Consider the following 24955-nt stretch of genomic DNA (forward strand, 5'->3'; position numbering starts at 1 on the left):
CTATGCCCGCTCAAGCACCATAGCAATTCCTTGTCCCCCGCCAATGCAGAGAGAAGCAAGGCCATATTTCGCTTTGCGCTTTTCTAATTCAAGAGCAAGTGAGTACGTAATGCGTGTACCGCTTGCCCCGACCGGATGGCCGAGCGCTACCGCTCCCCCATTGACGTTCACTTTTTGCGGATCAAGGTCCAACTGCTTTATTACCGCAAGTGATTGTGCGGCGAATGCTTCGTTTAGTTCGATTATCTCAATATCATTCCATGTTAAATTTGCTTTCTTGAGTGCAGCTTCGCTTGCTGGTACAGGCCCAATTCCCATGATATTCGGGTCTACTCCAGCAACTGCCCATGAAACAATCCTGGCAAGCGGCTTTATGTTCGGGCGGCTCGCTAAAAATGATTCTGAAGCAAGAGTTACTGCAGCTGCTCCATCATTAATTCCACTTGAGCTGCCGGCCGTTACAGTTCCGTCTTTTGCAAAAGCTGGTTTCAGCTTACCGAGACTTTCAAGGTCGACGTCCTTTCGGATGTGTTCATCTTCTGAAATGGTAATCGTTCTGTTCTTTTTATCGGTAAGAAGAACAGGAATAATTTCTTCGATGAATCGGCCTGAAGCTTGTGCTTTTGCTGCTTTTTTATGTGATTCGAGAGCAAATTCATCCTGCTCCTTACGGCTGATTTCATATTTCTTGACTAGATTTTCTGCGGTAATGCCCATGCCACAGCCGATATATTGATCGGTAAGGGTCGACCACAGCATGTCATCTACTGGCGGCGGACCGGACGGCGAGCCAAAGCGAGTGTGGCGCAGTACATGAGGTGCCTGACTCATATTTTCTGTTCCGCCTGCAAGTGCAGTGTTAGCATCGCCTAAAAGAATCGTTTGAGCCGCTGATACGATTGCCTGCAAGCCCGAACCGCACAGCCTGTTCACTGTCAGTGCCGGTGTTTGTTCAGGCACTCCGCTTTTTAAGCTAATATGGCGTGCTAAATAAGAAGCGGCTTTCGTTGTATGAATCACATTGCCAAACACGACATCCTCGATTTCTTCTGATGATAAGGAACTCTTTTCGATCGCAGCTTTTGCGGCTGTTACCCCGAGGTCAATATCTGATACTCCTTTTAATTCCCCGCCAAAGGCTCCAAATGGTGTTCTCGCGCCTTCAATTAAATAAACAGACTGCATGCTTTATCCCCCCATCCTCGATTTCCTCTCTACTATAGCACATTATGAATGACTATTCACTTTTTGTTAGGGAATCACTAAGCTGAAAAATTACTCATTCATAGAAAAAGATTGAAACTAATCGTGGAGTTCAGCGTATTTCTTTTAAACAATGAATCTTTACGTTCAGAAGGAGCTTTAGCATGATTCATATACATAAGGAATCTGATACTGCCGTGATTGTCGTACATGAAATCTATGGTATAAATCAGCATATGAAGAGCATCTGCAACTTATTAGCAGACAGAGGAATAGATATTATCTGCCCCAATTTATTAGGACGGGAGATTCCTTTTCCTTATTCTGAGGAGGCATTGGCTTATCAATATTTCATCGAGAAGGTTGGATTTACAAAAGCCGCTGCTATAGTGAAGGATGTATTGTTAGAGACGAAGGAGAAATATAAAAAAGTATTTGTCCTCGGATTTAGTGTAGGAGCAACAGTCGCATGGCTTTGCAGCACCGAAAAACTAGCGGATGGGATTGTAGGATATTATGGCTCCCGTATTAGAGACTACTTAGACATGGCACCACAGTGCCCTGTCCTCTTGTTTTTTCCACAAGAAGAACCGTCATTTGATGTAGGTCCATTGCTATTAAAGTTACATAAAAAGAATGTTACAACTCATAAATTTACCGGGAAGCACGGATTTAGCGATCCTTTCTCTCAAAATTATCATGTAGAATCGGCACAAGCGGCATTTCATGAGTTACTAAAGTTCATTGAATAACTATATCATTAATTGTGCCTTAAAAACAGCTGCATGGCATACCCTCCTTCTCCTCGAATAGGAATAACAAATAGAAGGTCTCCTTTTGACAAGTGTGCCATGCTTTATCCTTTCTCCAATAACGAGGCTATAAATAAAAAATAGATAAATGATCTACCTTGTTTTTCTTTATATCTTAGAGAATTACAGTTAATGAAGGTACGAAGGTCACTTTAACCACTCAATCTGCAACGAAGGTATATAAGACTCCTAAGGATTATGCCTGCCAGGAGACAGAATTTCCTTAAAGAAAGGCAGCTATCTAGAATTTCTTCCAGATCCGCTAATTGCTTATGAAAACGCTCGGTATCAGCAGAAGAATATTGTTCGAATGGAGTCTGGAGCTACTTTTCTTTATACAGACATTCTTACTGCAGGCTGGTCTCCAAGTGGAGAAAGATTCACATATGATACTGTGCAGCTAATAAATGAAGTTTATTTAGACGGCGAACTTGCTGTATTTGATCATATTAAGCTGACACCAGCTAGGCAAAACATGACAGGGCTAGGCTTTCTGGAAGGTTTTACACATCTTGGTTCTATGATTGTTGTTAGTGAAAAAACGAATAGCATCCTCCTGGACAAATTGTACGAATTAATCTGTTCTATTGGCTCAAACCATATAAAGTTTGGCCTTTCAAAACTACCTGTGGACGGCTTCAGCATACGAGTTTTAGCTAACTCTACCCAGATGATTGAACGAGTATTTGCAGAGTGCCATCGCTTGATCAGTCAGGAATGGTTTGATACAATCCCAAGCTCGTTAAGAAAGTATTAATTAATCAAAATCCGGCAGCATTAAAAGCTGGCGGATTCTTTTTTTTGAAAAAAGGATCATTTTTCTTCAAAAAAAGATTACTTTACCTAGATTAGGGAAACGATTTAATTAGACTACATTTTTAGGGGGTTTAGGTAATGACTGCGGAAAATAAAGATGAACCAGTACTTGAAGATTTTGAGGTAGAAACGGTATTTCCGGACCGTGTTCATGAAAGATACTCCTTTACATTTAAAATTGAAGAAGATGAGTTTAAGGGTTATTTCCATGAGGATACCATTCAATGGATGCACCCTCAGCCACAACAAATGGTTAGTAAAGAAGAAATGGATGCGATCGAATCCACTATATACGAATTAATGAGACAGCATGGTATTTCCAGCCGAGCGGAGGATTTAGAGGTCAAGCCTGCCTTTGAAGATCAGGTGCATGAACGCCACCAGTTCACGTTGCAAGTGCAAGGAGAGAAATTTAAGGGGTTTGTTCACGAAGGTGAAATCCAATGGTTCCATCCTCACCCCCAACAAAAGCTTGAAGATAAACATGTTGAGGCAATCGAGAACGAAATTCATGAAAAAGTAGCCGATCATATAAAAGAAAAAGAAGACCGCTGATAATAGGGCCTTCTTTCAGACTGATTTAATCAATTCTTTTTTGAAAAGACGCAAAAACTCCACCGGATAGCAGATCCTGGGTGGAGTTTTTGTTTTATTGAATATATCGGCGGGCACCGGCGTATTCTTCACCATAGCCTGATGTTTCAATTGCATCGATCCGTACGTGTGTAGAGCTGTTAGGTGAGTGAATCATCTTTCCATCACCGATATAAACGGCTACGTGATGGACTTTCCCTTTTCCTTGATCGTAAGCAAAGAACAGAAGATCTCCTGCCTGCAGATTCTTCCTTTCGACCGCTGTGCCATGCTTTGCCTGGACAGAAGAGTCTCTCGGAATAACAATTCCATTTGCGTGATACAGAGTATACGTAAACCCTGAACAATCAAAACCAAACCCAGACATGCCTGCCCATAAATAAGGAAGTCCGAGAAATTTTTTGCCAGTATTCACAATATCCTGTCCAGTTGGAGCTGGGATAGCTTTTTCACTTTTATAAATAGCCGCATCCTTCTTTTTTAGCCATTTCATTCCATCCGCTGGTGTTACGACAAGCACTTCATGTGTAAGTTCTTTTATAACAGGCAGACGTGTGTTAAAACTGATTTCCATAAACTTTTTGGAGAATTGTTTATTCTCGTACAACCAGGCTGTTGGCGATGTAACAAGAGCAAACGGCTGGTTTAACTTATTTTCAAAGTTTTTCCCTTTTACAAGCTGGGCTTTCGGCATCCAGCCCGGGTAGCCCTGTTCATTACGGGGCGTCGGTTGATTATGCACAGCGACTTTTACCCAATTCCCTCTTTGCTCAAACACCGTTACTTTCGAGCCGTACAAAGCTTGTGTTTCCAGCTTTCCAACGAGGCCGAGCTTGTCTTCGTACGTCATGTTCGTTGTCCATTTTCTTAAATCAACAGGATTTGCAGCGGAAGGCTTGTCTACCTCTCTCACTAAATCAGGTGCTGTCCATAAGGTTGCTGCGGATACATCAACATAATGAGTATTATTGGCCTTCCCTCTTGCTTCTGCCGGACTCATTGATAAAAAGAATAAAGCTCCGATGGTTAATATGATGGCATACCACTTTTTTAACATACCTACCATTCATCCTTTCTTTTATTTATTTAAAAGGAAAGGTTTTCCTTCCTTTTAATTCCTAGACCTGCTTCATTTCCGAGTTTGATTAGATCTTCTTCGTAAGAAATGCCTTCAAAATTCTCTTGTTTGATCCATAGCGGTGCATCTAAATCAATTTTGGTGATATTCGGATGAGCGGCAGCCAAATGGATAGCAGCTGACACACTTACGATAGATTCCATCATACTGCCAATCATACATTCTACTTCTGCTGCCTCCGCCATATCGGCTATTTGCAGCGCCCGGCGGATTCCGCCTGTTTTCATTAATTTAATATTTAAATAGTCTACCGCTTGTTCTGACAATAGCTTCATCGCGTCAATCGGAGAAAATAAACTTTCATCTGCCATAATCGGCGTGCGAACACTGCGCTTTATTTCCTTTAATCCGGCAATGTTATAAGCTTTCACCGGCTGTTCGACTAATTCAATATTTAGCTTTCGATCCTCGAGCTCGCGAATGATCTGAATAGCTTGGCTAACCGACCAGCCTTGATTCGCATCGATCCGGAGCACGATTTTGTCACCAACTGCCTCACGGATGGCACTAATTCTTTCTACATCCTTTTCCCAGTCTTTCCCCGCTTTGATTTTCAAAATAGAAAAACCATCCTCGATAATTTTTAAGGCATCGCTCACCATTTCCTCTTTATCACCAATGCTGACGGTCATATCGTTGCGAAGCTGGTTCGTTTGGCCGCCGAGCAGCTCAAACAAGGGAATTTTCCAGTAACGGCAGGCTGCATCATAAACAGCTATTTCAACAGCCGCTTTTGCACTCGTATTGCCAACGCACGATTGCTGGATAAGCTGTGAAAGCAGATTTAACTGTGTAATTTTTTGTCCGATGAGCTGCGGGGCAATGACATGCTCAATCACCCCTGCGATTCCTTCTGTTGAATCTCCTGTAATGGCAACGGTCGGAGCAGCTGCTCCCATTCCAATCACGCCATTTTCCAATTCAAGCATCACAAAAATATTGTCAATGTCTTGTGCTGTACGTAACGCTGTTTTAAAAGGTTTAACTAATGGAAGTTTCTCTATGGAAACCTTGAGTTTATTAATATACATGATGACATCCCTTCCTTAAAGCGCAGATAAAATGTAAGAAGTGAAAATACCATAATAGGTGCCAAGCAGACTGCCAAGGACGGCCATCAGGATACCTACCGGGATAAGCGTTCTGTTAAAGGAACCCGCTAAAATAGGAGCAGAGGCGACACCGCCAATATTAGCAAGTGAGGCTACACCCATTGTAAATAAGTCTAATTTGAAGACTTTCGCCAGAATCACCATAATCAAACCGTGGAAGAACATGATCATGAAACCGGAAATAATATAAATCGGCGCTTGAAACAGCTGGGAAAAATCAGCATGAGAAGCGATTAAGCCGATGACGATATAAAGCATGACTTTTGAAATTTCCATTGATCCTGGCAGCTTCCCTACTTTTGTCATCGCTAAGATCAAGCCAATAGCGGATGCAATAATAATGGTCCAAGTTGTAGCATTAACCGCAGCTCCAAGCTCAGGAAGGCTGGCGCCTATTTTTGTGGCGGATGCGGAAACGAATAAACTGAGTGCAAGAAAGCCAATCAATTCAACAAAGCCGATTGGCTGCTTGTCTCCATTTTCCTCTGCTTCAAGCTGGGCAGTAATTTGATCAATATAAGAGGTATCCGCTTTCGTCCACTTGTTGAATTTCATCGCTAACGGTACAAGCCAGAATAAAAACATGACCCAAACAGAATAATTGACTGTATCCATAATCAAGGCGTATCCAAAAATGTTTTCCGGTACATTCAAGATTCCTTGAAGAATAACCATATTGGCCGATCCGCCCGTCCAGCTGGCGCTAAGGGCAGCAAAGGCTTTCCAAGTTCCTTCCGCGTATAGCCCTTGAAGGAGAGCATAAGTAATGGTGAATCCAGCGATAATGCTGAAAGATGCCGCGAAAAAGGTTAAGAGCATTTTGGGGCCTAAACGGGCAATCTTTCTTAAATCACAATGAAGCAGCATTAACATCAGCATCGCTGGCAAAAGTAAGCCGCGTATCGTTCCGTAAGCGGTTTCAACTGATTCACTGGCAGAGAAAAATCCAAACGTTTTCATTAAGGCGGCTCCAATATAAATCAGAACAATTCCTGGTACGTACTTAAAGAACTTCCCGCCAATCGTTTTTTCTGCAATGGCAATCACTGCTGTAAAGGCGAGCAAAAAACAAACAAACATCACACCATCTTGAATCATCTACAATTCCTCCTTTAAAAAATAAAAAATCCAGCTGCCAAAGGATCGATCTCCTTTAACAGCTGGATTTCAAATGCGTAAACAAATGAAGCAGCTAACCGTTAATAATTTGGTTATATTTAATGTGAGCATTTTTAAATGCCACAATTAAAGCCTTTTGCGAAGCGCCAAAATATCGGCTTTCAATATCGGAAATAATCTCTTCTACTTCCATCATCGACCGGCCATTAAAAATGGATTGAACAAATTTAGAGGTTAATGAAATGGTTGAAGAACACTCAGCCTCTAAGATTCTATGACTGTTTCGATCAATGACAAGTCCGATGAAATAGGAATTGAATTGCTGCATAATCGGATTGTTAGAAGCGGTTTTGCTATCCCCAATCACGTAAATCGTATCTTTATGAAACACGGATGTTCCTCCTGCCATTCGGGTATTACGCGGGGCATTTACATATTTTAGATGCAAATGTTCGTCGTAATAAGCATGGTACATTTATCTTAATATATTCATTTGTCATTTGCAATATTAAAAATATTAAGTTTTATATTTTATGAATAAACTACTCTCTCTCGGTGGCGAATAACTTTTTTTCCTTCCATTTTCCAAAATAAAAATAACCAAAAGCGAACAGACTGCTAATAACAAAGCTAATTCCCATGCCTAGCGCCACTCCACGCTCTCCTATCCAGCCCGCAAAAATTTCCGTCAACGGATATCTCAGCACCCAAAAAGAAATCAGGTTTAACACCAATACTTGAAACATCGCCCCTGCTGCCCGTACAATCCCATTTAATACAAAATTCAGGCCTAGAAAAGGATAGAAAAAGGCGACCATTTTTATATATTCCCTTCCAAAAGCGACCGCTTCTTTGTCTGTAATAAATAAGCGTATGCTCCAGTTAGCGAACAAAAAGATGAACAAAGCCGCTGTCAGCATAATGGCTAAATTAAGGAAGGTGGCATATAACGCTATTTGATTCACCCGTTTCCACTGGTGAACCGCGATATTTTGGCCAGCCATGCTATTGACTGCTGTGCTGAGAGCCTGAGCAGGCAAAATTAACAGACTGTCCAGGCGCTGGGCAGCACCAAAACCAGCCACTGCATGCCCGCCAAATGAAGTAACAACACTCATAATAGCCGCCATTCCTGCAGAAATGACCATCATTTGCAAGCCAGCGGGGATTCCTTGTTTTAAAATAAGCGATACTTCTTCTTTCGTTGGAAGAAAAGGAACCGTAAAGGGAATGAACTTAAACCGGATACTGATAAATAAACCATATAGAAAAGCCACGCCTTGAGCCACAATGGTGGCGTAGGCCGCTCCGTCAATGCCCATGTTGAACACATGGATAAACACCGGATCGAGAATCGTATTTAAAATAACAGCGGTTAGAACGAAACGAATCGGTGTTTTGCTGTTGCCGAGAGCACGAAAAACAGTGCCGATAAAGTTATAACCAAATAGAAAAAGAATGCCTATAAAATTTATTTGTAAATAACTGACGGCTTCAGGAATCATGGAGGCTGGTGTATCAAGCAGCTGCAATATATCTTTTGCGAAGAAAAAGCCTGCAACACCTAAGCCTGCTGATAAGGCAGTTAAAATGACGGTAAAAGCATTGACATACCTTTTTAAATGTTCAGGGTCATCTTTTCCTTTTAGCTGCGATAGGATCGTCAAGGTCGCATTGTTAATGCCAATGATAAAGGATAATACCGTAAAAATAACCGTACTAGAAACAGCTACCGCCCCCAGTGCATTAGCACCGAGCAAATTTCCTACCCATAAGCTATCGATGAACTGGTAGGATACCTGTAATAGATTAGTCAGCAAGATAGGGGTGGAAAAAGTAAGCAGCTGCCTCCAAATGCTTCCGCTTGTAAAATCATGCTGCTTCATTCTCATGCTCCTTTCCCCTCTATCATAATGAAAAAGAAAAGAAGAGGCGATGAAAATGCTTATACGAGTCATACTTAAGGATGCACTTCTACGTACATGTGTGAAGCTAGGCAAAATAAAAAGCGGCACTGAAGAAAACTCTTTTCAGAACTGTTTTACTTTTATTAAGAAAAATATCCGCTTTGCAGCTCATAAAGCAGCTTTTTATAATGAGCTGCCTCTGCTTTTTCAGTGAGTGCCGCAAGTCGTCCTTCCACTTGTTCTTTTATTTGCGATCTTGCGTCCTTCTTTGTTTGTTTTAGGAGTTCTTCATAAAACGGAAGAAAAGCGGCTTCTACCCGTTCTTCCTCGTTGCGAATATATTGATGAACAGGCGTGATGAGCTCTTTTTCAATTTCATCCCGGATTCGTTTGTTTCCGCCTTCTGCAAAAAATTGCAGTGAACTTTTATATTCCTTCAACAACGAAGAGAATAAGCCGGAATGGATATCATACAGACCTGCTTCAAAAAATAACTCCGGAGCCTCCCCTACACTTGTTTCTTTTAAATAAATCGCTGGCAAGATTGGTTTTAATTCTTTTTCTAAAGACTTTGACATTCGTTCCATGCTTTTTTGCATAAAGGTTTGCAACCGAAAGGCCGCTGTCCTCATTTCCTGCGTCATTTCTCTAGCAACGAAGCGAATGACTTCATTGGTCATTCGGTGCAATGCCGTCAAAGTATCATCAAAAGCATCGAATGCTGTCGGGCTGAAGATCACCTTGAATTCATCATTATAGCGATAAAACAGGCGCTGCTTCGCATAGAATAATAACTCCTTGATCTCTTGCTGAAAAGCTTCAAGCTCCGCTGAAAAGGACCGGTTGTCTAGGTAAGAGAGTGTCTCGGTCAATTGTTGAGAGAGCTCTTTTCGGTGCTCACGCTTCGCTGTTTCGTCCGCTTCAGCGAGCCGTATCCGTCTTTTTAACTCAATCACAGCTTGTTCAACGTCCACTTCTGCCTGCTGCAAAACAGCTATAGCAAGGGCTTGTTTCGTAAAAGGATAAAAGTGGTGTTCAAACAAAGAAAAGCCTGACAGATCAAGCGCTGCCTCAGCCGCCAGCTGTTCACCTGCTGCTAAACGAAGAAGGGCGTTATACCGCTTCTGTTCCTCTTCCGTTAATGAATGAGCCGCTTTTCCTTTAGCTAACAGAGCAAGGTGACTGGATACCGGATAAATCCGAGCCTGCCGGATTCCGCATTTTATTAAGTTCTCCTCTACATGTTGAAGTACATCGAGTAAGTCCCTTTTCGCTGTAGCAAGATCAGCGGCATTCACGATGAAAAACAGATTATCTTTGCCGGTAAAATCTTTGACTCGGCCAAGCTGGGTTAGAAAGGCTTGATCCGCCCGTGAAAAAGCATGGTTATAATAAGTGACAAATACAATAGAATCGGCACTTGTTATATAGTTAAACGCCATTTCCGTATGACGGGCATTCATGGAGCCTGCCCCCGGTGTATCGACAAGCACCATACCTTGTTCAGTTAGCCGGGACGAATAATATAAGGTGATCCGTTCTATAAAACAAGCTTTCTCTTCTACGCTCACGAATTCAGTGTAATCTTCCGCTGTTTTTCTTGCTGATTGTCCAAGCTGGGACTTGATTTTGGGATAACCCGAAAGAGCAGCGCGTAAAAATGAAAATTGCTCCAGCGGCAACGCTTCAAGCGGGCTAAACCTTTCTTCTTCTGGCTCGCCTCTTTTCTCTTTTTCTTGTGATGACTCCTTGCTTTTCATGAACTCTTCATGCTCCTGTAGAAGAGAATGAAGAGCTTCTAGGCTATTGACGGTTTTTCCGCTTAATTCTAACGCTTGATTAATATCTTTTAGCAATTGTTCTTCTGTTTTAAACAATAATGTCACTGTTCCATGAGGATGGTCCTGATCTGGTACACGAATTTCATTAATTGCAGCAGTAGTCGGGTTCGGTGATACAGGCAGAACCCGCTTTCCTAACAAGGCATTGGCGAAAGAGGACTTGCCGGCACTAAAAGCTCCGAACAACGCAATTGTATACTCATTTTTCTCTAACCGTTCAATCCGTGCCTTTAGCTGCCCTATTCTTTGCTCCATATGACCCGCTTGCGCTAGCAAGCTTGCTTTTCTCTTTATTTCCTTCACCTGCTTTTCTAAATCAACAGGGGTAAAGGCCAATTCTTCTAATCGCCTGCTCCATTCTCTCGCTGCCTCACCAATATCAATGAATCGCTTTCGTCTTTGTTCTGCCAGCTGGCCTGTTTTTTTAAATGCCTGAAAAGGTCTTTTTTCCACTTTCTCTGTTCCCCGTACGGCAAGCATGGCAAAAATACTTTCATAGAGCTGGGCTTCTTGCGCTTTTATCTGTTCTCGCTTTTTCCAAGCATCGATTTTCTGCTGAATCTCTTCATATTCCTGTGCTAGTAAAGCTCTTTTTCTCCGATTATTTTCTTTTGCCTGCGTCTCCAATGGTTCAACGAGGACAGCAAATGCTTGCCGATATAAACTCTTCATTTCACGGCTAATGTCTTTGGCATAGTTTAGTACGTAGTCGTCTGTTAGCATGGCTCCACTTTTCACCAGCTTTACGAGCAGCTCCGGAGAAAAATGGACTTGGCATTGGCGAATGCCTTCTCGCAGCTCCTCTGTGAGCACATCAAAGGATTGCAGCAATTTAATCAGTTCTTCTTTTAAGGGGATATCAATGTAGGACAGTCTGTTTTCATTCAATGCCTGAAATAGCTGCTGCAGCCGCGCTTCCCTTTCTTTTTTCGTTTTCTTGCGGGAAAAGAAGCCGCGCACCTGAAAGGACAGCTCACGGGATTCTAAAAACTGACGTACAAAGATCCGGGCATAGTAATCCATTAGCTTAGCATTATGAAAGACACCTGTGAGAATCTGATCAAACAGTGGAATAAAGAGGTGATCCCGTTTTTCGATCGCTTCTTTACGATCTGTAAATTTGAAAAGTTCTTCCTGAAGCTGTTGAGAAGAAGCTGTCCCAACGAGCAGCTCATCATACTCATCTAGCTTTCTTCTCTTCTTTTCCTGCTGTTTTTGAAAAAAATCCATGGCTATGATGATCGCTTCTTGAAGAACATGGGCAGTAATTTGCTGGTAGCGATCTGCAATTTTGCTGGATAAAAAGGTTTTTAACTCGTTTATTTGGTTATACGGATGACTCTCATCCTGCAAGGAAGTGAAATAAAGTCCATTGTATGTGAGATGATGCTCAGTGAACGAATGATGAATACGGCTTGAAAACTCTTCAAAAGATAATTCACTAGCGACATGCTTATCAATTTGATTAATGATAATATAATTATCTTTTCCTCTTTCTGAAAGCTGACGGTTAAATTCAAAATTGACCGGAGACTGCACATGATTATAATCCATCATATAAAAAACAAGATCAGCTAAATGAAGCTTGGACAAAGCACTGACTCGGTGAGCATCATCTGTCGAATCAATTCCCGGTGTATCAAAAACAGTCACTCCTTCCGGAAGTTGCCCAGTGCGATGTGATATTTCGACTTCCTCTACTATATTTCCGTTCACACAATACGCTTGGATGTCCTCGATGTTGTAAGGATAAGGAAAGTTTTTGAGCGTCCCATCTTTAAACAAAATGTTCGCACAGGGCTCACCCTCTTTCACTTTTACGATATTGGCGCTCGTCGGAATAGGGCTCGAAGGCAGCAAGCTTTCCCCCATTAATTCATTGATCATCGAAGATTTTCCAGCTGAGAAATGACCATAAAAGGCAATGACATACTCGCGATTTTCCAGCTTTTCCATCAATTCAGCGCACAATTGCGCTCTTTCCTGATCCTCATACTTCAACAACAAAGCATGAAGCTGTTCTAGCTTCGGAAGCAGCAAGGCGCGAGTAGGCTTTTGATTGGCTAGCCATTTCTTCAATTTTTCCGTCAGCATACGATCCCGCTCCCATTTTTAAAATATTTTTATTTCATTGTATCGAAATGTCTTCGACATTTCAGCTGTGGGCCTCTTTTACACAAAAAAAACAGAAGCCGTATGGATCGACCCATCCATACGGCTTCTGCTTTTTCTATTTATTAATAACTAGCCGAACTGCTTTCAATAGAAGCAGATTGCTTATAAAAACGCGGTGCTGTCTTTTTCAAGAAGAGTAATACAGCTGATGTAATCAACATTTCCGGAAGTAAATAGGAAAGGTTATACAAGAAAGAATAAACAGCAACCGGCGTGCCTTTAGGTGCATAACTGCCGAACCAAATGACTCCGGAAAGGAAATGGCAGACAAGGCGAAGTGATGTACCTAATAATAGGCCAGCGAAAATTCGGCCTGTCGTAACCGGCTTATGAAAAACAACAAATGCTCCTAATCCAAGCACCGCATAGGCAAGTGGATAATCGAGGACTAGCTGTACCGGATGGACAACATAGCCGCCTGTCAGTAAGCTGATTAACCCCACTAACAGACCTGCTAAGAAGCCTGCTTGCCAGCCTCGGCGAAACGCCATAACGAATATCGGTACCATTACAAGCGAAATAGAGCCTCCAAACGCCCATAGAGCACCGAACTCCACGTAGCTTAATATGAACGATAATCCCGCCATAACAGCGATTTCGATCATTGTCACTAGTTTATTTCTCTCCATAAAAAATCCCCCTTTTCTTATCCAAAGGGGTGAACTGATACAAAAGATATTCCGCATTTGCGAATGTTTCCCGTATCTGTCACACGTTCCCTACGCTGGTACTAACCAGATCAGGTTCTTAGAGTTGAGGATCACTCCTCTCTCAGTCTAACGACACCCCTAGTGGACTTGTATATTCTTACTATAGCATAAGTGTAAAGAAAATGAAACAGGGGGATTGTTCGCCAATTTAAAGTGATAAAGTGCTTTCCGTTTTTCAGCGAGGAGTGATGGGTCAGCATCACCTATTTTAATAAATGTGTATATCTGCTTTTTATCTTTCATATACGTAAGTGAATATTGGAGTTTTCGCTTTATTAGGGCTTGTTCAAAAAAGAATAAAAGCAGGTGCGTCTATGAATCATGTTGTGAAACGTGGAGAAACAGTTTCATCAATTGCTGGTGATTATCGGCTTTCTGTCTCTCAGCTGATCGCTGCTAACCCTGGGGTCAATCTGTATCAGCTTTCTCCTGGGCAGCAAATCCGGATTCCAGGTCTTCCGTCACCTAGTTCTCTCCCCTACTCTATCAGTATTTCGCTATCCCAGCGCAAATTGACGTTGTTTCGCCGTGGGAATGTTCAAAAAACCTATCCGGTAGGTGTAGGCAAAATGCTGACTCGAACACCGACCGGAGACTTTGTCATTATTAATAAAGCTCCCAATCCAGGCGGTCCATTCGGAACGATGTGGATGAGTTTATCAAAACAATCTTATGGCATCCATGGAACGAATAATCCTTCCTCCATCGGCAAGTTTGTTTCAAAAGGCTGCATCCGCATGTACAATCGCGACGTAGAAGAATTAGCAAGCATTGTCCCAATTGGCACTCCTGTTCATATTCGTCCTTAAGCTACTGAAATTCCTCTGTCTCAGGTTTGAAAATAGGCGAAGGAGGGCATAACGAAACAGTAAAGGAGGAATCACTGATGACAGAGGAAAACCATGCTATTCATAAAGATGGAGAGTTACAGCCCCATAAAGTAGACGATACGCTTGAGCGAATTAGTCCTGAAAGAATGGACAGCATTCTTGAGAATTTTAACTCTTTTAAATCCTATTTGAAAAAAAGAATTGAACTTGCTGAAAAAATCGGCTTGAATGAAGAGCAGCTTGCGGTGGCTACCGAGAAAATTGCTGACTACTTAGCAGAACATGCTGAGCCAAAAAATAGAGAAGAAAAACTGCTCCAGGAGCTATGGAATGTAGGCACGCAGGATGAACGTCATCATTTAGCCCATATGCTCGTTAAATTCGTGGATCAGGAATAAAAAAAATACGTCTGCCAAAAGGCAGACGTATTATTATTTTGTTGCAGCATATTGTTCTACTTCTACTGTCCAGTTAAATGGATCTTGTTCTTTTCCATTTTGGATACCAGTAATTGTGCTATAAAGCTTTTTAGCGATCGGACCTGTAGCTCCTTCATTAATGACCATCTTTTCATCATTCCAGAGCAATTCTCCGATTGGAGAAATAACGGCTGCTGTTCCTGTACCAAAGGCTTCTTCTAATTGGCCGGACTTATACGCTTCACGAATTTCTTCCATCGCCAAACGGCGTTCTGTTACTGGCAGATCCCAAGATTTTAGAAGCTCGATGACAGAGTTTCTCGTGACTCCCTCTAAAATGCTGCCGTTTAAAGCAGGCGTTATAATTTCTCCATTTATTTTAAAGAAGACATTCATGCTGCCTACTTCTTCAATGTATTTCTTCTCTAAGCCATCCAGCCATAGAACTTGAGTATATCCTTTGCCGTCAGCTATTTCCTGCGCCTTTAAACTAGAAGCATAGTTTCCAGCTGTCTTGGCTTCTCCTGTTCCACCAGCAACCGCACGGACAAACTCGCTTTCTACTAATATTTTCACTGGATGAATGCCCTCTTTATAGTAAGCTCCTACCGGTGATAAAATAATCATAAATTTATAACGGCTTGATGGTGCCACTCCAAGGAAAGGCTCTGTAGAAATAATAAATGGACGAATATAAAGAGAGGTCCCTTCTGCGTTCGGAATCCAATCTCTTTCCACTGAAATCAATTGTTTTAAAGCTTCTAGAGCAAACTCTTCATCCACTGGAGGAATACATAGGCGTTCATTTGAACGGTTTAAACGCTCAAAGTTTTTCTGTGGGCGGAATAATAACACTCGATTATCTTCTGTAAGGTATGCTTTTAATCCTTCAAACACCGTCTGGCCATAATGAAAGATCATGCAGGCCGGATCTAGTGAAATCGGCTGGTAAGGAACAATGCGCGGATCGTGCCAGCCCTGCCCTTCAGTATAATCCATAATAAACATATGATCCGTGAAAATTTTTCCAAAGCCTAGCTCTTCAGATTTTGGCTTCGATTTTCTTTCAGGACTTAAGTTGAGTTGGATAGTTTGTTCTTTCATTTCGCACTGTCTCCTTGCTGTATATGAATTTGGGAAAAGATAAAGATAATAAATAACTATATACATACCATTTTACAATTTTTTAGAATCTTTTCACAATAGTTTAGTGCAAAATTATTGTAAAACATTTTCAATTTTTTGTCCAATTGCACTTTTTCAGTCTAAAAGGCCTTCCCTCTCTAAAAATTCCTTTGCTACGGCTGCTGCTTTTTGATCTTTTACATTGACTTCATAATTCATTTTCCTCATTTGTTCATCTGTCACTTTGCCTGCAAGCTTATTTAATATTCGCTCGAGCTCCGGATGCTTTTCCAGCGTTTCCGTCCTTAATAGCGGTGCCCCCTGATACGGTGGGAATAAACCGAGATCATCTTCTAATACCGTTAAATGAAATTGTTGCAATTCACTGTCTGTCGAATAAGCATCTACTAAGTTAATATCACCCGATTTCACCGCTTGGTAGCGAAGCTTTGGTTCCATCGTCTGAACAGATGGGAAGTAAAGATGATACTTTTTTTGAATACCTCGGTACCCATCTTCCCGATCAGAAAATTCCAGTGTAAATCCAGCTTTCATCTGCCGTTCGACTTTCTTAAGATCAGATATCGTTTTTAAATCAAAGCTTTCAGCTGTTTGCTCTGGTACCGCTAATGCGTATGTATTATTATAAGCCATTGGCCGAAGCAGCATCAGATCATATTTTTTGAGCAAACCCTTTTCAGCTTGCTGATAGACCGCTTTACGATCTGTACTTTTCGCTTCTTCTTTTAAAAATTCAGCGATAACCGTACCTGTAAACTCTGGATAAAGATCAATCTCTTTGGCCCGAAGAGCATTAAAAACAAATGAGGTTTTGCCAAGACCCGGTTTCAGCTCCGCTTGTAAATCCGTGTCTTGTTCAATGAGCAGCTTGTACATGTTCATTAATATTTCAGGCTCGCTGCCGAGTTTTCCAGCAATGACAATTGTCTCCTGCTTTGTTTTCAGCAGCGACGGCGCAATTAGGAGAGCACAAGCAGCAATAACAGCAATCCCCGCCATCGTCAATGAGCGTTTAAAGGAAGCTTTTTCGGCTGCCTTTAATATGACATCAAAAAAGATAGCGAGCAGTGCAGCAGGGATCGCTCCCAAAACAATTAAAGAAGCATTGTTACGATCAATGCCGAGCAGAATAATGTCACCAAGCCCGCCTGCTCCAATTAAAGCAGCAAGAGTGGCTGTTCCGACAATTAGCACCATTGCTGTCCGAATTCCTGCCATAATGACTGGCATGGCGAGCGGCAATTCTACTTTGATTAATTGCTGATAGCTTTTCATTCCCATGGCTCTGGCCGCTTCAGAAAGTGAAGGATCAACTCCGACAATCCCTGTATATGTATTGCGAAGAATAGGCAGCAAGGCATAGATGACTAATGCAATAATGGCTGGCAGCCGCCCGATTCCAAATATTGGAATCATCAATCCAAGCAGAGCGAGAGATGGGATCGTTTGAAGAACAGCGGTGACGCCAATGATGCTTTCGGCTGCTTTTTTATGTCTCGTTAAATAAATGCCAAGCGGAATCGCAATGAGAACAGCAAAAAATAAGGAGATGAAAGAAATCTGCACATGCTCGAGCAGAGAACGCCAGACATCCCCTTTTCTCTCAGTCAATACATTTATGAAATTATTCATACATCCTTCTCTCCTTTAACACGCCAGATAAATAAGCGAGGGCGGATTGTCTCGTAAGCACTCCAATGATCTGCCCCTCTTTTTCTACTTCAATTTGCTCATCATCCATCAGCTGTTCAATCGCTTCTTCCAATGGCAAATCCGCACTGATTATCCGGCCTCCTGATTTCTTGTCAGCAATCGGGAGGCTTTCAAGAGCTTGTGCGGCCGTGATGATTCCCTGTGTTAAAGGCCGGGCTGATCCGATAAACTGTTGAACGAATTCGTTGGCTGGATGGGTAAAAATAGTCTTCGGCGTATCGATTTGGACAATTTGCCCTGCCTTCATTAAACAAATGCGGTCACCAAGCTTAAAGGCTTCCTGCATATCATGTGTCACAAATACAATAGTTTTGTTAATTCGTTTTTGCAATGTAAGGATATCGTTCTGCATTTTTTCTCTGCTGACGGGGTCTAAGGCACTGAATGGCTCATCCATTAGTAAAATGTCTGGGTCGGCAGCTAAAGCGCGGGCAACCCCTATACGCTGCTGCTGTCCGCCCGACAACTCTGAAGGCTTTCTCCCTCTGTACGTGCTTGGATGAAGGCCAACCATCGTTAAAAGTTCATCTATCCGCTCTTTTGTCTGCGCTCGGCTCCACTTTTTTAATTCAGGAACAACAGCAATGTTTTCTTCAACTGTCATATGTGGAAAAAGAGCGATTTGCTGGAGAACATAACCGATATTCCAGCGTAATTCATGGATATTATAATCACGTATGTTTTTATCTCTAATCGTAATCGTTCCATCTGTGGCATCAATTAACCGATTAATCATTTTCAATGTAGTCGTTTTTCCACAGCCGCTGGGGCCAGCAAGAATCAGAAATTCTCCTTCGCGTATGTATAAGTCAATGGACTGAACAGCAGCCGTCCCGTCAGGATATTTTTTGGATACGTTATTAAATTGAATCATATGCATGCCTCTTTCCTTTTTTCTCCCTCATCTTTTCCCTAAACATCTACTTTAACAAACTTTTCTTCTAAGAAAAATAAAATGCCCATCTAGATCAAACAGATGGGCAAGTATTAGAAGGAAACCAACTTAATTAGTTTATGGTGAAGCAATTCCTTCATTTGGCAGTCGCTAAAAAAGATTGATCCATTACTTAGAAATGGTCAATGGCTGCCGGGAAGCCTAATTTCCACTTTCGTCCCGCTTCCTTCTTCGCTTTCGAAAAAGATTTTCCCATTATGATGCTCAATGATTTTGAAGCTAACCATTAATCCTAATCCTGTTCCCTTTTCTTTATTAGAGTAAAAGGGCTCACATAAATGGGGGATGCGATCTTGAGAAATGCCAATCCCATTGTCCATCACCTCAATGCAAACAGATCCATCTATTGCCTGTTTTGTTGTGATGGTCACTCTCCCTCCGTTTGGCATCGCTTCAATGGCGTTTTTAATCAAATTTAAAATAACTTGCTTCATTTGCTTTTCTTCCACACGGACGAGAGGCAATTCTTTTGCCAGTTCTGAAACTAGCTCTACGCCGTAAAGCAGCGCCTCCGGTCCCATAAAGGCAATCGTATCTCGTAAAATATGATTAATATCCTTCTCAATAAAAACCATTTCCTGATTTGGTTTCGCCAGCATTAAGAATTCCTGCATAATCGATTCAATTCTTTCCAGCTCAGACAGGATAATTTCGCTGTATTTATGATGTGTTTCCTGCCCCCATAACTGGGTAAAACCTTTTATAGCTGTCAGCGGATTTCGCACTTCATGGGCAATGCCCGCGGCTAATTGGCCAACAGCACTTAGCTTATCCCGCTTATTTAATAAAATTTCTTTTTCTTTTAAGCTTGTAATGTCCTGAGTAATCACAATTACACGGTTTTTAAAACGGTTATCGATAATTTTGCGCGAACGAAGCCAGATGATGGACCCATTTTTATGAATCACCTGGTATTCAATTTCTGCCCCTTCACCGTATATCTCTTCAATGGCAAACTTTCTAAACCGTTCCTGGTCTTCCGGGTGGATAACCGCTCGAAATGAGCTTATATCCTCATAAATATCCTCTTTAGGATGACCAAGTATTTTCTCATAAGAAGGGCTAATGTAATGAAGTTTCTTTGTAAAACGGTCATACACACAAAAAATGTCATTGATGTTTTCTGATATAATCAGAAACCTTTTTTCATTTTCCTTTAATTCTTCGACTTGACGATCTAATAAAAGAGCGGTTTCAATTTTTTTCGTTATGTTTCTTGTTACATAAATAGCGGCAGTAAGTTGTCCGCTTTCATCATGCACGGGTGATGCAGAAACTTCAACATGAAGAAGAGCACCCTTTTTATTTTGGCGAATGGTCTTGTAGTGTTGAATTCTTTTCCCGTCCTGGAGCTGCTGCTGTAAAAAATTAAATTCTACTTCAAGATGCAAAGGGACAATCGGCAAAAGCTTCCCTTTTATTCCCTGTAATGTCCAGCCGTATTCTTGTTCGAAGGCATCGTTCACCGTGATGACTTTTCCCTCCGAATCTAAAACGTACAGAGGGTCGCAAACAGCCTGTAAAAAAGCGTCACGCCAGCTGTTACATTTAGTTGCTGCTGTATCAGTTGTGATCAATCTTTTTTCATTCGTTTTCACTCTATCCTCTCCCTCTTTCTACTATGTATAAAAATTTCCTTTTTTTCACTAAAAATCTTTCAACAAAAGGTGAGTTTTTATGACAAATGCTTGTCGGAGAAAGAAAAGAGTGCTTTTCACACAATTTCGAGGGAATACACTATAATAAAGACAAACATGTCGTAAAGAAGAGGTGCCGCTATGGAAATGAATCGACTAATGGAACAATTTCAAGGCCGGACACCGGCTATTTTAGGTAGTGAAAATTTCGCAAAGTTTGCTGTTCTTCTACCTCTTGTTGAAAAAGAAGGAGACATTCACGTCTTATTTGAAGTGCGTTCATATGAAATGAGACGGCAGCCGGGAGAAGTTTGCTTTCCGGGCGGAAAGTGTGATCCAGAGGATAAAGATGAACGTTTTACGGCTATACGTGAAACATCAGAAGAGCTTGGGATCTCCCCTTCAGCTGTTCACAGCACTTTTCCACTCGATTTCATGCTATCGCCTTTTGGGACAATCATCTTTCCTTTCGTAGGAGTACTGCCGGCAGATCAGCTAAAACCTAATCCAGATGAGGTAGCAGAAGTTTTTACAGTACCGCTTGATTATTTATTAACCGCCGTACCAGACCGTCATTCTATCCACTTTAAAGTCGAACCGGAAGAAGGCTTTCCTTTTAATTTAATTATCGGCGGCGAGGATTATAACTGGCAGGCTCGTTCTATGGATGAGTACTTTTATTTTTATGAAGACCGAATTATTTGGGGGTTAACGGCTCGCATACTTAAACATTTCATTGAACTTGTCAAAGAGTCAGGCATTGCTTCATCGCCCTCCCTGCCTCTTGACAAATCAAGAAAATAATAGATAATTATGAATAATCATAAATACTGAAACGATCGAGGGATTAGTAAACAAGTGAAATGCGTTAGAGAGTGGAACCCACCGGCTGAAAGGTTCCTCGCAGGAAGCTGTTGAACCTGCCCTTATTATGTATCGCTTATGACAACATAGGCCGTTCCCCGCGTTACGGGTTTAAAGTGGGTGCTTTCATGCACCAATAAAGGTGGTACCGCGGAACAGCATGCCCTCCGTCCTTTTGTTAGGAGGAGGGGCATGCTGTTTTTTATATAGACGAAAAGGATGATGGATGGTGAAGAAATCACGGGTTGTTGTGAAAATTGGCAGCAGTTCCCTAACTGACGAGCAAGGTAATATCGTCGAAGAAAAAGTACAGGATCATGTATCCGCTATTGCGAGACTTCGTGAAAATGGTCATGAAGTGATCGTCGTTTCCTCCGGGGCCATTGCGGCCGGCTTCCGGTCACTCGGGTATGCGGCCCGTCCGAAAACAGTGGCAGCCAAGCAAGCAGCAGCGGCAGTCGGGCAAAGTCTGCTTATTCAGAAGTATATTTCCCTGCTGGCCCCTTTTAACCTTGTTGCTGCGCAAATGCTTTTAACGAAAGAAGATTTTTACAGCCGCGGGCGTTTTCATAACTTTTACACTTCGATGTCGGAATTGTTAAGAGCGGGCGCTATTCCGATCATTAACGAAAACGATTCGATCTCGATCGAGGAGCTCACTTATGGTGATAACGATATGCTGTCGGCTCTTGTGAGCGGCTTTACCCAAGCAAACGCGCTCATTATCCTGACTGATATTGACGGCTTGTATGATAGTAATCCCGTTAAAAATCCTGCGGCAAAACGGTTTCATTTTATCCCTGAAGTCACAGATGAATTACTGTCTTATGCCGGTGACAGCGGCACTTCTATCGGAACCGGCGGCATGAGGTCAAAGCTGTTGGCAGCAAAAAAAGCATTATCACTCGGCGTGCCGGTATTTGTCGGCAACGGTGCCGGCCAGGAAAAATTAATGGATATTCTGGCGGGCAAAGGCTCCGGCACCTATATTGGCTCTCCTTTTAAAAGCCATATGCAAATGAAAAAACAGTGGCTCGCTCACCATGCAAAGCCGAACGGCGTTATTATTGTCGATGAAGGAGCTGAACAGGCTATTTTATCAAGGGGAAAAAGCTTGCTTCCAGTCGGTGTTTTGGCAGTGGAAGGCTTATTTCACGCGATGGACGTTGTCACGGTCTTAAATGAAAAAAGAGAAGTTCTTGGCAAAGGGCAAGTCTTTTATTCTTCTGCTGATTTAGAGAAAGTAAAAGGCCAGGCCGGTGCACAAGCAAAAATGCATTCAATCAATGAGCGAGCGGAAGTCATTCACCGCGATAATTGGGTGACAACAAAAGTCATGATTTGATGAGAGAATGGAGTGGAGAGAATGGGAGAATTACTTGAAAAAGCGAAGCTGTTAAAGGCAGCTTCTTACCAGATGGGAATGCTAACGGAGACCGAGAAAAACGAGGCACTTGAGCAAATTGCAGAGGCGTTGCTTTCAAATATAGATTTTATTTTACAGGAGAATTCTCAGGACATGGAAGCAGGAACGGCCGCCGGGTTTGCCCCGCCTTTATTAGATCGTCTCAAATTAACAGAAGATCGGATCCGGCAGATGGCGGATGGTGTTCGGCAGTTAATTCACCTAAAAGATCCAGTTGGTGAAGTAACAGAAAAATGGACGCTGGAGAATGGATTGAATATCCAAACGGTAAGAGTTCCCCTCGGCGTGATCGGCATGGTGTATGAGGCGCGTCCGAATGTCACAGTTGATGCGGCTGCTTTATGTCTAAAAGCGGGCAATGCTGTGCTGCTTCGCGGCAGTTCCTCTGCTGCCCGTTCTAATCTAGCTTTGGCAAAAGTGATGAAGGCTGCTTTACAGGCATCTCCTGTTCCAGAAGAGGCCCTGCAGCTGCTTGAAGATACGAGCCGAGAAACAGCGTCTGACATGTTCCGGTTAAACGAATATTTAGATGTGCTCATTCCTCGCGGCGGAGCTGGCTTGATCCAAACAGTCATTAAGCAGGCAACGGTTCCTGTTTTAGAAACAGGTGTCGGCAATTGTCATGTCTATATTGATGAAAGCGCAGAAAAAGAGATGGCTATGGCGATTGCAGAAAATGCCAAGCTCCACCGCCCTTCTGTCTGCAATGCAGCCGAGTCCTTATTAATTCATAAAGATTGGCCGTATCACAAAGAGCTATTGCAGTCGCTTTATGAAAAAGGAGTCGAGCTTCGCGGCTCGGATGACCTCGTCAAGGAATTTTCATTTATCAAGCAAGCCTCTGAAGAAGATTGGTCTACAGAGTTCCTAGCTCCCATTTTGGCTGTCAAAACAGTAGCAGGCATTCAAGAGGCAATCGCCCACATTCAAACGTACGGGACAAAACACTCGGAAGCGATCGTTTCGGAAAGCAAGGAGCGTGTACAGACGTTCTTCCGTGCTATTGACGCCGCTGTTCTTTACCATAATGCGTCTACTCGTTTTACAGACGGAGAACAATTCGGATACGGAGCGGAAATCGGCATTAGCACGCAAAAGCTTCATGCCCGTGGACCGATGGGATTACGCGCTTTGACAACGGTAAAATCGCTCGTCGAAGGAACGGGACAAATTAGAAACTAAGCATACGAACCGGCAGCTTCTGAATTTAAGCTGCCGGTTATTTACCGTCCCATTATAGAAAAGCCATCTGAATATACTTACTTTTTTTTAATCTAAACCCTTGTCTGACAAGCGCCTCCCACATAAAGCGATCTAGTGAATAAGGACTCTTTTCCTGCAGCGTGGCCGCCATTTCCTGGTCTAGGGAAAAAGTGTATAAGTGGTCTTCAATTATAAAAGACGCATAGATGACTTCATCGTGTTCATTCCAATCAAATAGTAAGATAGCTTCTTGTCCCCAATCGTTTAATTGTACTTCCATACAATTCACTACATGATAAAAATAACTTTCGTTGTCCATCATCTTCGATAAATAGCCTCTCAGCATTGCGGAAGTATTCATCCAACTCCTCCATTCATTGCATTCGCATAGGTTATATAAACTTCCTATTCCCGTTAGGAAGCATTTTAATCAAAAAGCGACTATTTTCTTTGGCACACAAAAACGGATAAAAAGAGCACGAAGCTCCCTTTATCCGTTTGAATGATTCTTATTTTAATTCTTGAATGATCAACTGTTCGCCTTCTTTTTTATAAGTAAACGAAAACTCTGTGCCTTCTTCCATTTGGTCAAACTTTTTCATCATGTCACTATTAGGATCCACTTGGAAAGCTTGCGGCTGTCCGTCTACTTCAATTTCTACTGTATGCGGGTCCGCAACGCCATTAAAAGTTCCGTGTGTTTCAATGGCTGCTGCTGTGTCACTGTTTGTTTTCGCTGGTGCTTGTGCTTTCAGTTCTTGAAGGATTAGCTGCTCGCCCTCTTTTTTGTAAGTAAATGTGACTTCTGTCCCTTCTTCCATTTGATCAAACTTTTTCATCATGTCACTATCAGGAGCAACCTGGAAGGATTGGGGCTGTCCGTTTACTTCAATTTCTACTGTATGCGGGTCCGCTACACCATTAAAGATTCCTTTTGCCTCAGTGACAGCAGCTGGCTGTTGTGTGTTTGAATCCGGCTTTTTCTCAGTATTAGGTGTTGTTTCTTTGTTTGTTTCAGGAGCTTGAGTCGTATCTTTATCTGCTGGCTCCTGAGTTGTTCCTTCATTTCCCTGCTGTACTTCCGTATCCTGTCCTGATTGTTCAGCTGTTTCCTTTTCAGGCTTGTCTGTTGTCTGTTCTTTCGTTTCTGATTCAGAGCATGCTCCTAATATTCCTCCTGCAAGCACCACGGCTCCCAAGATCATAGACCATTTTTTCATCTCGCTCTCTCCTTTCACTTCCTTGTCTTTCAGCCTACATTGTAACATACATGGAATTTTTCGCTAACTATTTACATAACAAATTAGGAAAAATAGGGCTCAAGAATGAAAGATT

21 protein-coding genes, 1 pseudogene and 1 riboswitch are annotated in these 24955 nt (G+C 42.2%); of the genes and pseudogenes, 8 read left to right on the forward strand and 14 right to left on the reverse strand.

The genetic code is table 11. From position 1 onward, the window contains the following. Nucleotides 1–1185 carry an acetyl-CoA C-acetyltransferase gene (locus tag AC623_RS09705; RefSeq protein WP_049662244.1) on the reverse strand — a complete coding sequence of 395 codons (1185 nt, stop codon included), beginning with the start codon at nt 1183–1185 and terminating at the stop codon, nt 1–3. A gap of 182 nt (nt 1186–1367) precedes the next feature. On the opposite strand from AC623_RS09705, the gene AC623_RS09710 reads away from it, so the two are divergent. The 3 genes and pseudogenes from AC623_RS09710 (at nt 1368) to AC623_RS09720 (ending at nt 3386) form a co-directional block, all read left to right on the forward strand. Further along, nucleotides 1368–1955: a dienelactone hydrolase family protein gene (locus tag AC623_RS09710; protein WP_049662245.1), complete on the forward strand. Its 588-nt coding sequence runs from the start codon at nt 1368–1370 to the stop codon at nt 1953–1955. Nucleotides 1956–2137: 182 nt separating this feature from the next. After that, a pseudogene (locus tag AC623_RS09715) lies at nt 2138–2772 on the forward strand (urease accessory protein UreD). Nucleotides 2773–2909: 137 nt separating this feature from the next. Continuing rightward, complete coding sequence (locus AC623_RS09720) at nt 2910–3386, forward strand: hypothetical protein (RefSeq protein ID WP_049662246.1); 477 nt, start codon at nt 2910–2912, stop codon at nt 3384–3386. Nucleotides 3387–3480: 94 nt separating this feature from the next. Here the strand turns inward: AC623_RS09720 and AC623_RS09725 are convergent, their stop codons facing one another. The 7 genes from AC623_RS09725 to thiT all read right to left on the reverse strand — a co-directional run bounded on the left by AC623_RS09725 (nt 3481) and on the right by thiT (nt 13346). After that, nucleotides 3481–4482, reverse strand: a complete 1002-nt coding sequence (locus tag AC623_RS09725; RefSeq protein WP_049662247.1) for a C40 family peptidase — start codon at nt 4480–4482, stop codon at nt 3481–3483. Nucleotides 4483–4511: 29 nt separating this feature from the next. Next, nucleotides 4512–5594: a dipeptide epimerase gene (locus tag AC623_RS09730; RefSeq protein WP_049662248.1), complete on the reverse strand. Its 1083-nt coding sequence runs from the start codon at nt 5592–5594 to the stop codon at nt 4512–4514. Between the two features lie 15 nt (nt 5595–5609). Next, complete coding sequence (locus AC623_RS09735) at nt 5610–6773, reverse strand: DUF819 family protein (protein ID WP_049662249.1); 1164 nt, start codon at nt 6771–6773, stop codon at nt 5610–5612. Between the two features lie 94 nt (nt 6774–6867). Then, entirely contained in the window at nt 6868–7185 is a 318-nt protein-coding gene (locus AC623_RS09740; protein WP_049662250.1) for a DUF3870 domain-containing protein, read from the reverse strand. A gap of 151 nt (nt 7186–7336) precedes the next feature. Next, nucleotides 7337–8680: an MATE family efflux transporter gene (locus tag AC623_RS09745; RefSeq protein WP_049666473.1), complete on the reverse strand. Its 1344-nt coding sequence runs from the start codon at nt 8678–8680 to the stop codon at nt 7337–7339. A gap of 164 nt (nt 8681–8844) precedes the next feature. Then, entirely contained in the window at nt 8845–12636 is a 3792-nt protein-coding gene (locus AC623_RS09750; protein ID WP_049662251.1) for a dynamin family protein, read from the reverse strand. A 143-nt stretch (nt 12637–12779) separates the two neighbouring features. Then, nucleotides 12780–13346: an energy-coupled thiamine transporter ThiT gene (gene thiT, locus AC623_RS09755; RefSeq protein WP_049662252.1), complete on the reverse strand. Its 567-nt coding sequence runs from the start codon at nt 13344–13346 to the stop codon at nt 12780–12782. A gap of 69 nt (nt 13347–13415) precedes the next feature. Next, nucleotides 13416–13517, reverse strand: a riboswitch (TPP riboswitch). Nucleotides 13518–13741: 224 nt separating this feature from the next. Here thiT and AC623_RS09760 point away from each other — a divergent pair. Then, nucleotides 13742–14236: a L,D-transpeptidase family protein gene (locus AC623_RS09760; protein ID WP_049662253.1), complete on the forward strand. Its 495-nt coding sequence runs from the start codon at nt 13742–13744 to the stop codon at nt 14234–14236. A gap of 77 nt (nt 14237–14313) precedes the next feature. Further along, the gene (locus AC623_RS09765) at nt 14314–14655 is read left to right on the forward strand and encodes a DUF3243 domain-containing protein (RefSeq protein WP_049662254.1); all 342 of its coding nucleotides are present in this window, start codon (nt 14314–14316) and stop codon (nt 14653–14655) included. Between the two features lie 33 nt (nt 14656–14688). Here the strand turns inward: AC623_RS09765 and AC623_RS09770 are convergent, their stop codons facing one another. The 4 genes from AC623_RS09770 to AC623_RS09785 all read right to left on the reverse strand — a co-directional run bounded on the left by AC623_RS09770 (nt 14689) and on the right by AC623_RS09785 (nt 20088). Beyond that, on the reverse strand, nt 14689–15780 hold the full coding sequence (locus AC623_RS09770) for a branched-chain amino acid aminotransferase (RefSeq protein ID WP_049662255.1): 1092 nt from the start codon (nt 15778–15780) through the stop codon (nt 14689–14691). Between the two features lie 156 nt (nt 15781–15936). Then, nucleotides 15937–17454: an ABC transporter permease/substrate-binding protein gene (locus AC623_RS09775; RefSeq protein WP_049662256.1), complete on the reverse strand. Its 1518-nt coding sequence runs from the start codon at nt 17452–17454 to the stop codon at nt 15937–15939. Beyond that, entirely contained in the window at nt 17447–18409 is a 963-nt protein-coding gene (locus tag AC623_RS09780; RefSeq protein ID WP_049662257.1) for an ABC transporter ATP-binding protein, read from the reverse strand. The genes AC623_RS09775 and AC623_RS09780 overlap by 8 nt, the downstream gene beginning before the upstream one ends. Nucleotides 18410–18612: 203 nt before the next feature. Then, nucleotides 18613–20088: a PAS domain S-box protein gene (locus AC623_RS09785; protein ID WP_049662258.1), complete on the reverse strand. Its 1476-nt coding sequence runs from the start codon at nt 20086–20088 to the stop codon at nt 18613–18615. Nucleotides 20089–20268: 180 nt separating this feature from the next. On the opposite strand from AC623_RS09785, the gene AC623_RS09790 reads away from it, so the two are divergent. The 3 genes from AC623_RS09790 (at nt 20269) to AC623_RS09800 (ending at nt 23599) form a co-directional block, all read left to right on the forward strand. After that, nucleotides 20269–20931 (forward strand): NUDIX hydrolase, encoded by a 663-nt coding sequence (locus tag AC623_RS09790; protein WP_049662259.1) that lies wholly within the window; start codon nt 20269–20271, stop codon nt 20929–20931. 289 nt (nt 20932–21220) lie between these two features. After that, nucleotides 21221–22336: a glutamate 5-kinase gene (gene proB / locus AC623_RS09795; protein WP_049666476.1), complete on the forward strand. Its 1116-nt coding sequence runs from the start codon at nt 21221–21223 to the stop codon at nt 22334–22336. A gap of 21 nt (nt 22337–22357) precedes the next feature. Continuing rightward, nucleotides 22358–23599: a glutamate-5-semialdehyde dehydrogenase gene (locus tag AC623_RS09800; protein ID WP_049662260.1), complete on the forward strand. Its 1242-nt coding sequence runs from the start codon at nt 22358–22360 to the stop codon at nt 23597–23599. Nucleotides 23600–23651: 52 nt separating this feature from the next. Here the strand turns inward: AC623_RS09800 and AC623_RS09805 are convergent, their stop codons facing one another. Together AC623_RS09805 and AC623_RS09810 are read right to left on the reverse strand one after the other, a co-directional pair. After that, a complete protein-coding gene (locus AC623_RS09805) occupies nt 23652–23981 on the reverse strand; it encodes a hypothetical protein (protein WP_049662261.1) in 330 nt (109 codons plus the stop codon). 148 nt (nt 23982–24129) lie between these two features. Continuing rightward, a complete protein-coding gene (locus AC623_RS09810; protein WP_049662262.1) occupies nt 24130–24840 on the reverse strand; it encodes a hypothetical protein in 711 nt (236 codons plus the stop codon). Nucleotides 24841–24955: the final 115 nt, after the last annotated feature.

This window comes from Bacillus sp. FJAT-27231 (assembly GCF_001183975.1).
GTDB classification, from domain to species: domain Bacteria; phylum Bacillota; class Bacilli; order Bacillales; family Domibacillaceae; genus Pseudobacillus; species Pseudobacillus wudalianchiensis.

Bases quoted from the DNA above. Each gene is read 5' to 3' on its own strand.
- AC623_RS09705 (WP_049662244.1), bottom strand. From the start codon at position 1,185: ATGCAGTCTGTTTATTTAATTGAAGGCGCGAGAACACCATTTGGAGCC.
- AC623_RS09710 (WP_049662245.1), top strand. From the start codon at position 1,368: ATGATTCATATACATAAGGAATCTGATACTGCCGTGATTGTCGTACAT.
- AC623_RS09720 (WP_049662246.1), top strand. From the start codon at position 2,910: ATGACTGCGGAAAATAAAGATGAACCAGTACTTGAAGATTTTGAGGTA.
- AC623_RS09725 (WP_049662247.1), bottom strand. From the start codon at position 4,482: ATGTTAAAAAAGTGGTATGCCATCATATTAACCATCGGAGCTTTATTC.
- AC623_RS09730 (WP_049662248.1), bottom strand. From the start codon at position 5,594: ATGTATATTAATAAACTCAAGGTTTCCATAGAGAAACTTCCATTAGTT.
- AC623_RS09735 (WP_049662249.1), bottom strand. From the start codon at position 6,773: ATGATTCAAGATGGTGTGATGTTTGTTTGTTTTTTGCTCGCCTTTACA.
- AC623_RS09745 (WP_049666473.1), bottom strand. From the start codon at position 8,680: ATGAAGCAGCATGATTTTACAAGCGGAAGCATTTGGAGGCAGCTGCTT.
- AC623_RS09750 (WP_049662251.1), bottom strand. From the start codon at position 12,636: ATGCTGACGGAAAAATTGAAGAAATGGCTAGCCAATCAAAAGCCTACT.
- thiT (WP_049662252.1), bottom strand. From the start codon at position 13,346: ATGGAGAGAAATAAACTAGTGACAATGATCGAAATCGCTGTTATGGCG.
- AC623_RS09760 (WP_049662253.1), top strand. From the start codon at position 13,742: ATGAATCATGTTGTGAAACGTGGAGAAACAGTTTCATCAATTGCTGGT.
- AC623_RS09765 (WP_049662254.1), top strand. From the start codon at position 14,314: ATGACAGAGGAAAACCATGCTATTCATAAAGATGGAGAGTTACAGCCC.
- AC623_RS09770 (WP_049662255.1), bottom strand. From the start codon at position 15,780: ATGAAAGAACAAACTATCCAACTCAACTTAAGTCCTGAAAGAAAATCG.
- AC623_RS09775 (WP_049662256.1), bottom strand. From the start codon at position 17,454: ATGAATAATTTCATAAATGTATTGACTGAGAGAAAAGGGGATGTCTGG.
- AC623_RS09780 (WP_049662257.1), bottom strand. From the start codon at position 18,409: ATGATTCAATTTAATAACGTATCCAAAAAATATCCTGACGGGACGGCT.
- AC623_RS09790 (WP_049662259.1), top strand. From the start codon at position 20,269: ATGGAAATGAATCGACTAATGGAACAATTTCAAGGCCGGACACCGGCT.
- AC623_RS09800 (WP_049662260.1), top strand. From the start codon at position 22,358: ATGGGAGAATTACTTGAAAAAGCGAAGCTGTTAAAGGCAGCTTCTTAC.
- AC623_RS09805 (WP_049662261.1), bottom strand. From the start codon at position 23,981: ATGAATACTTCCGCAATGCTGAGAGGCTATTTATCGAAGATGATGGAC.
- AC623_RS09810 (WP_049662262.1), bottom strand. From the start codon at position 24,840: ATGAAAAAATGGTCTATGATCTTGGGAGCCGTGGTGCTTGCAGGAGGA.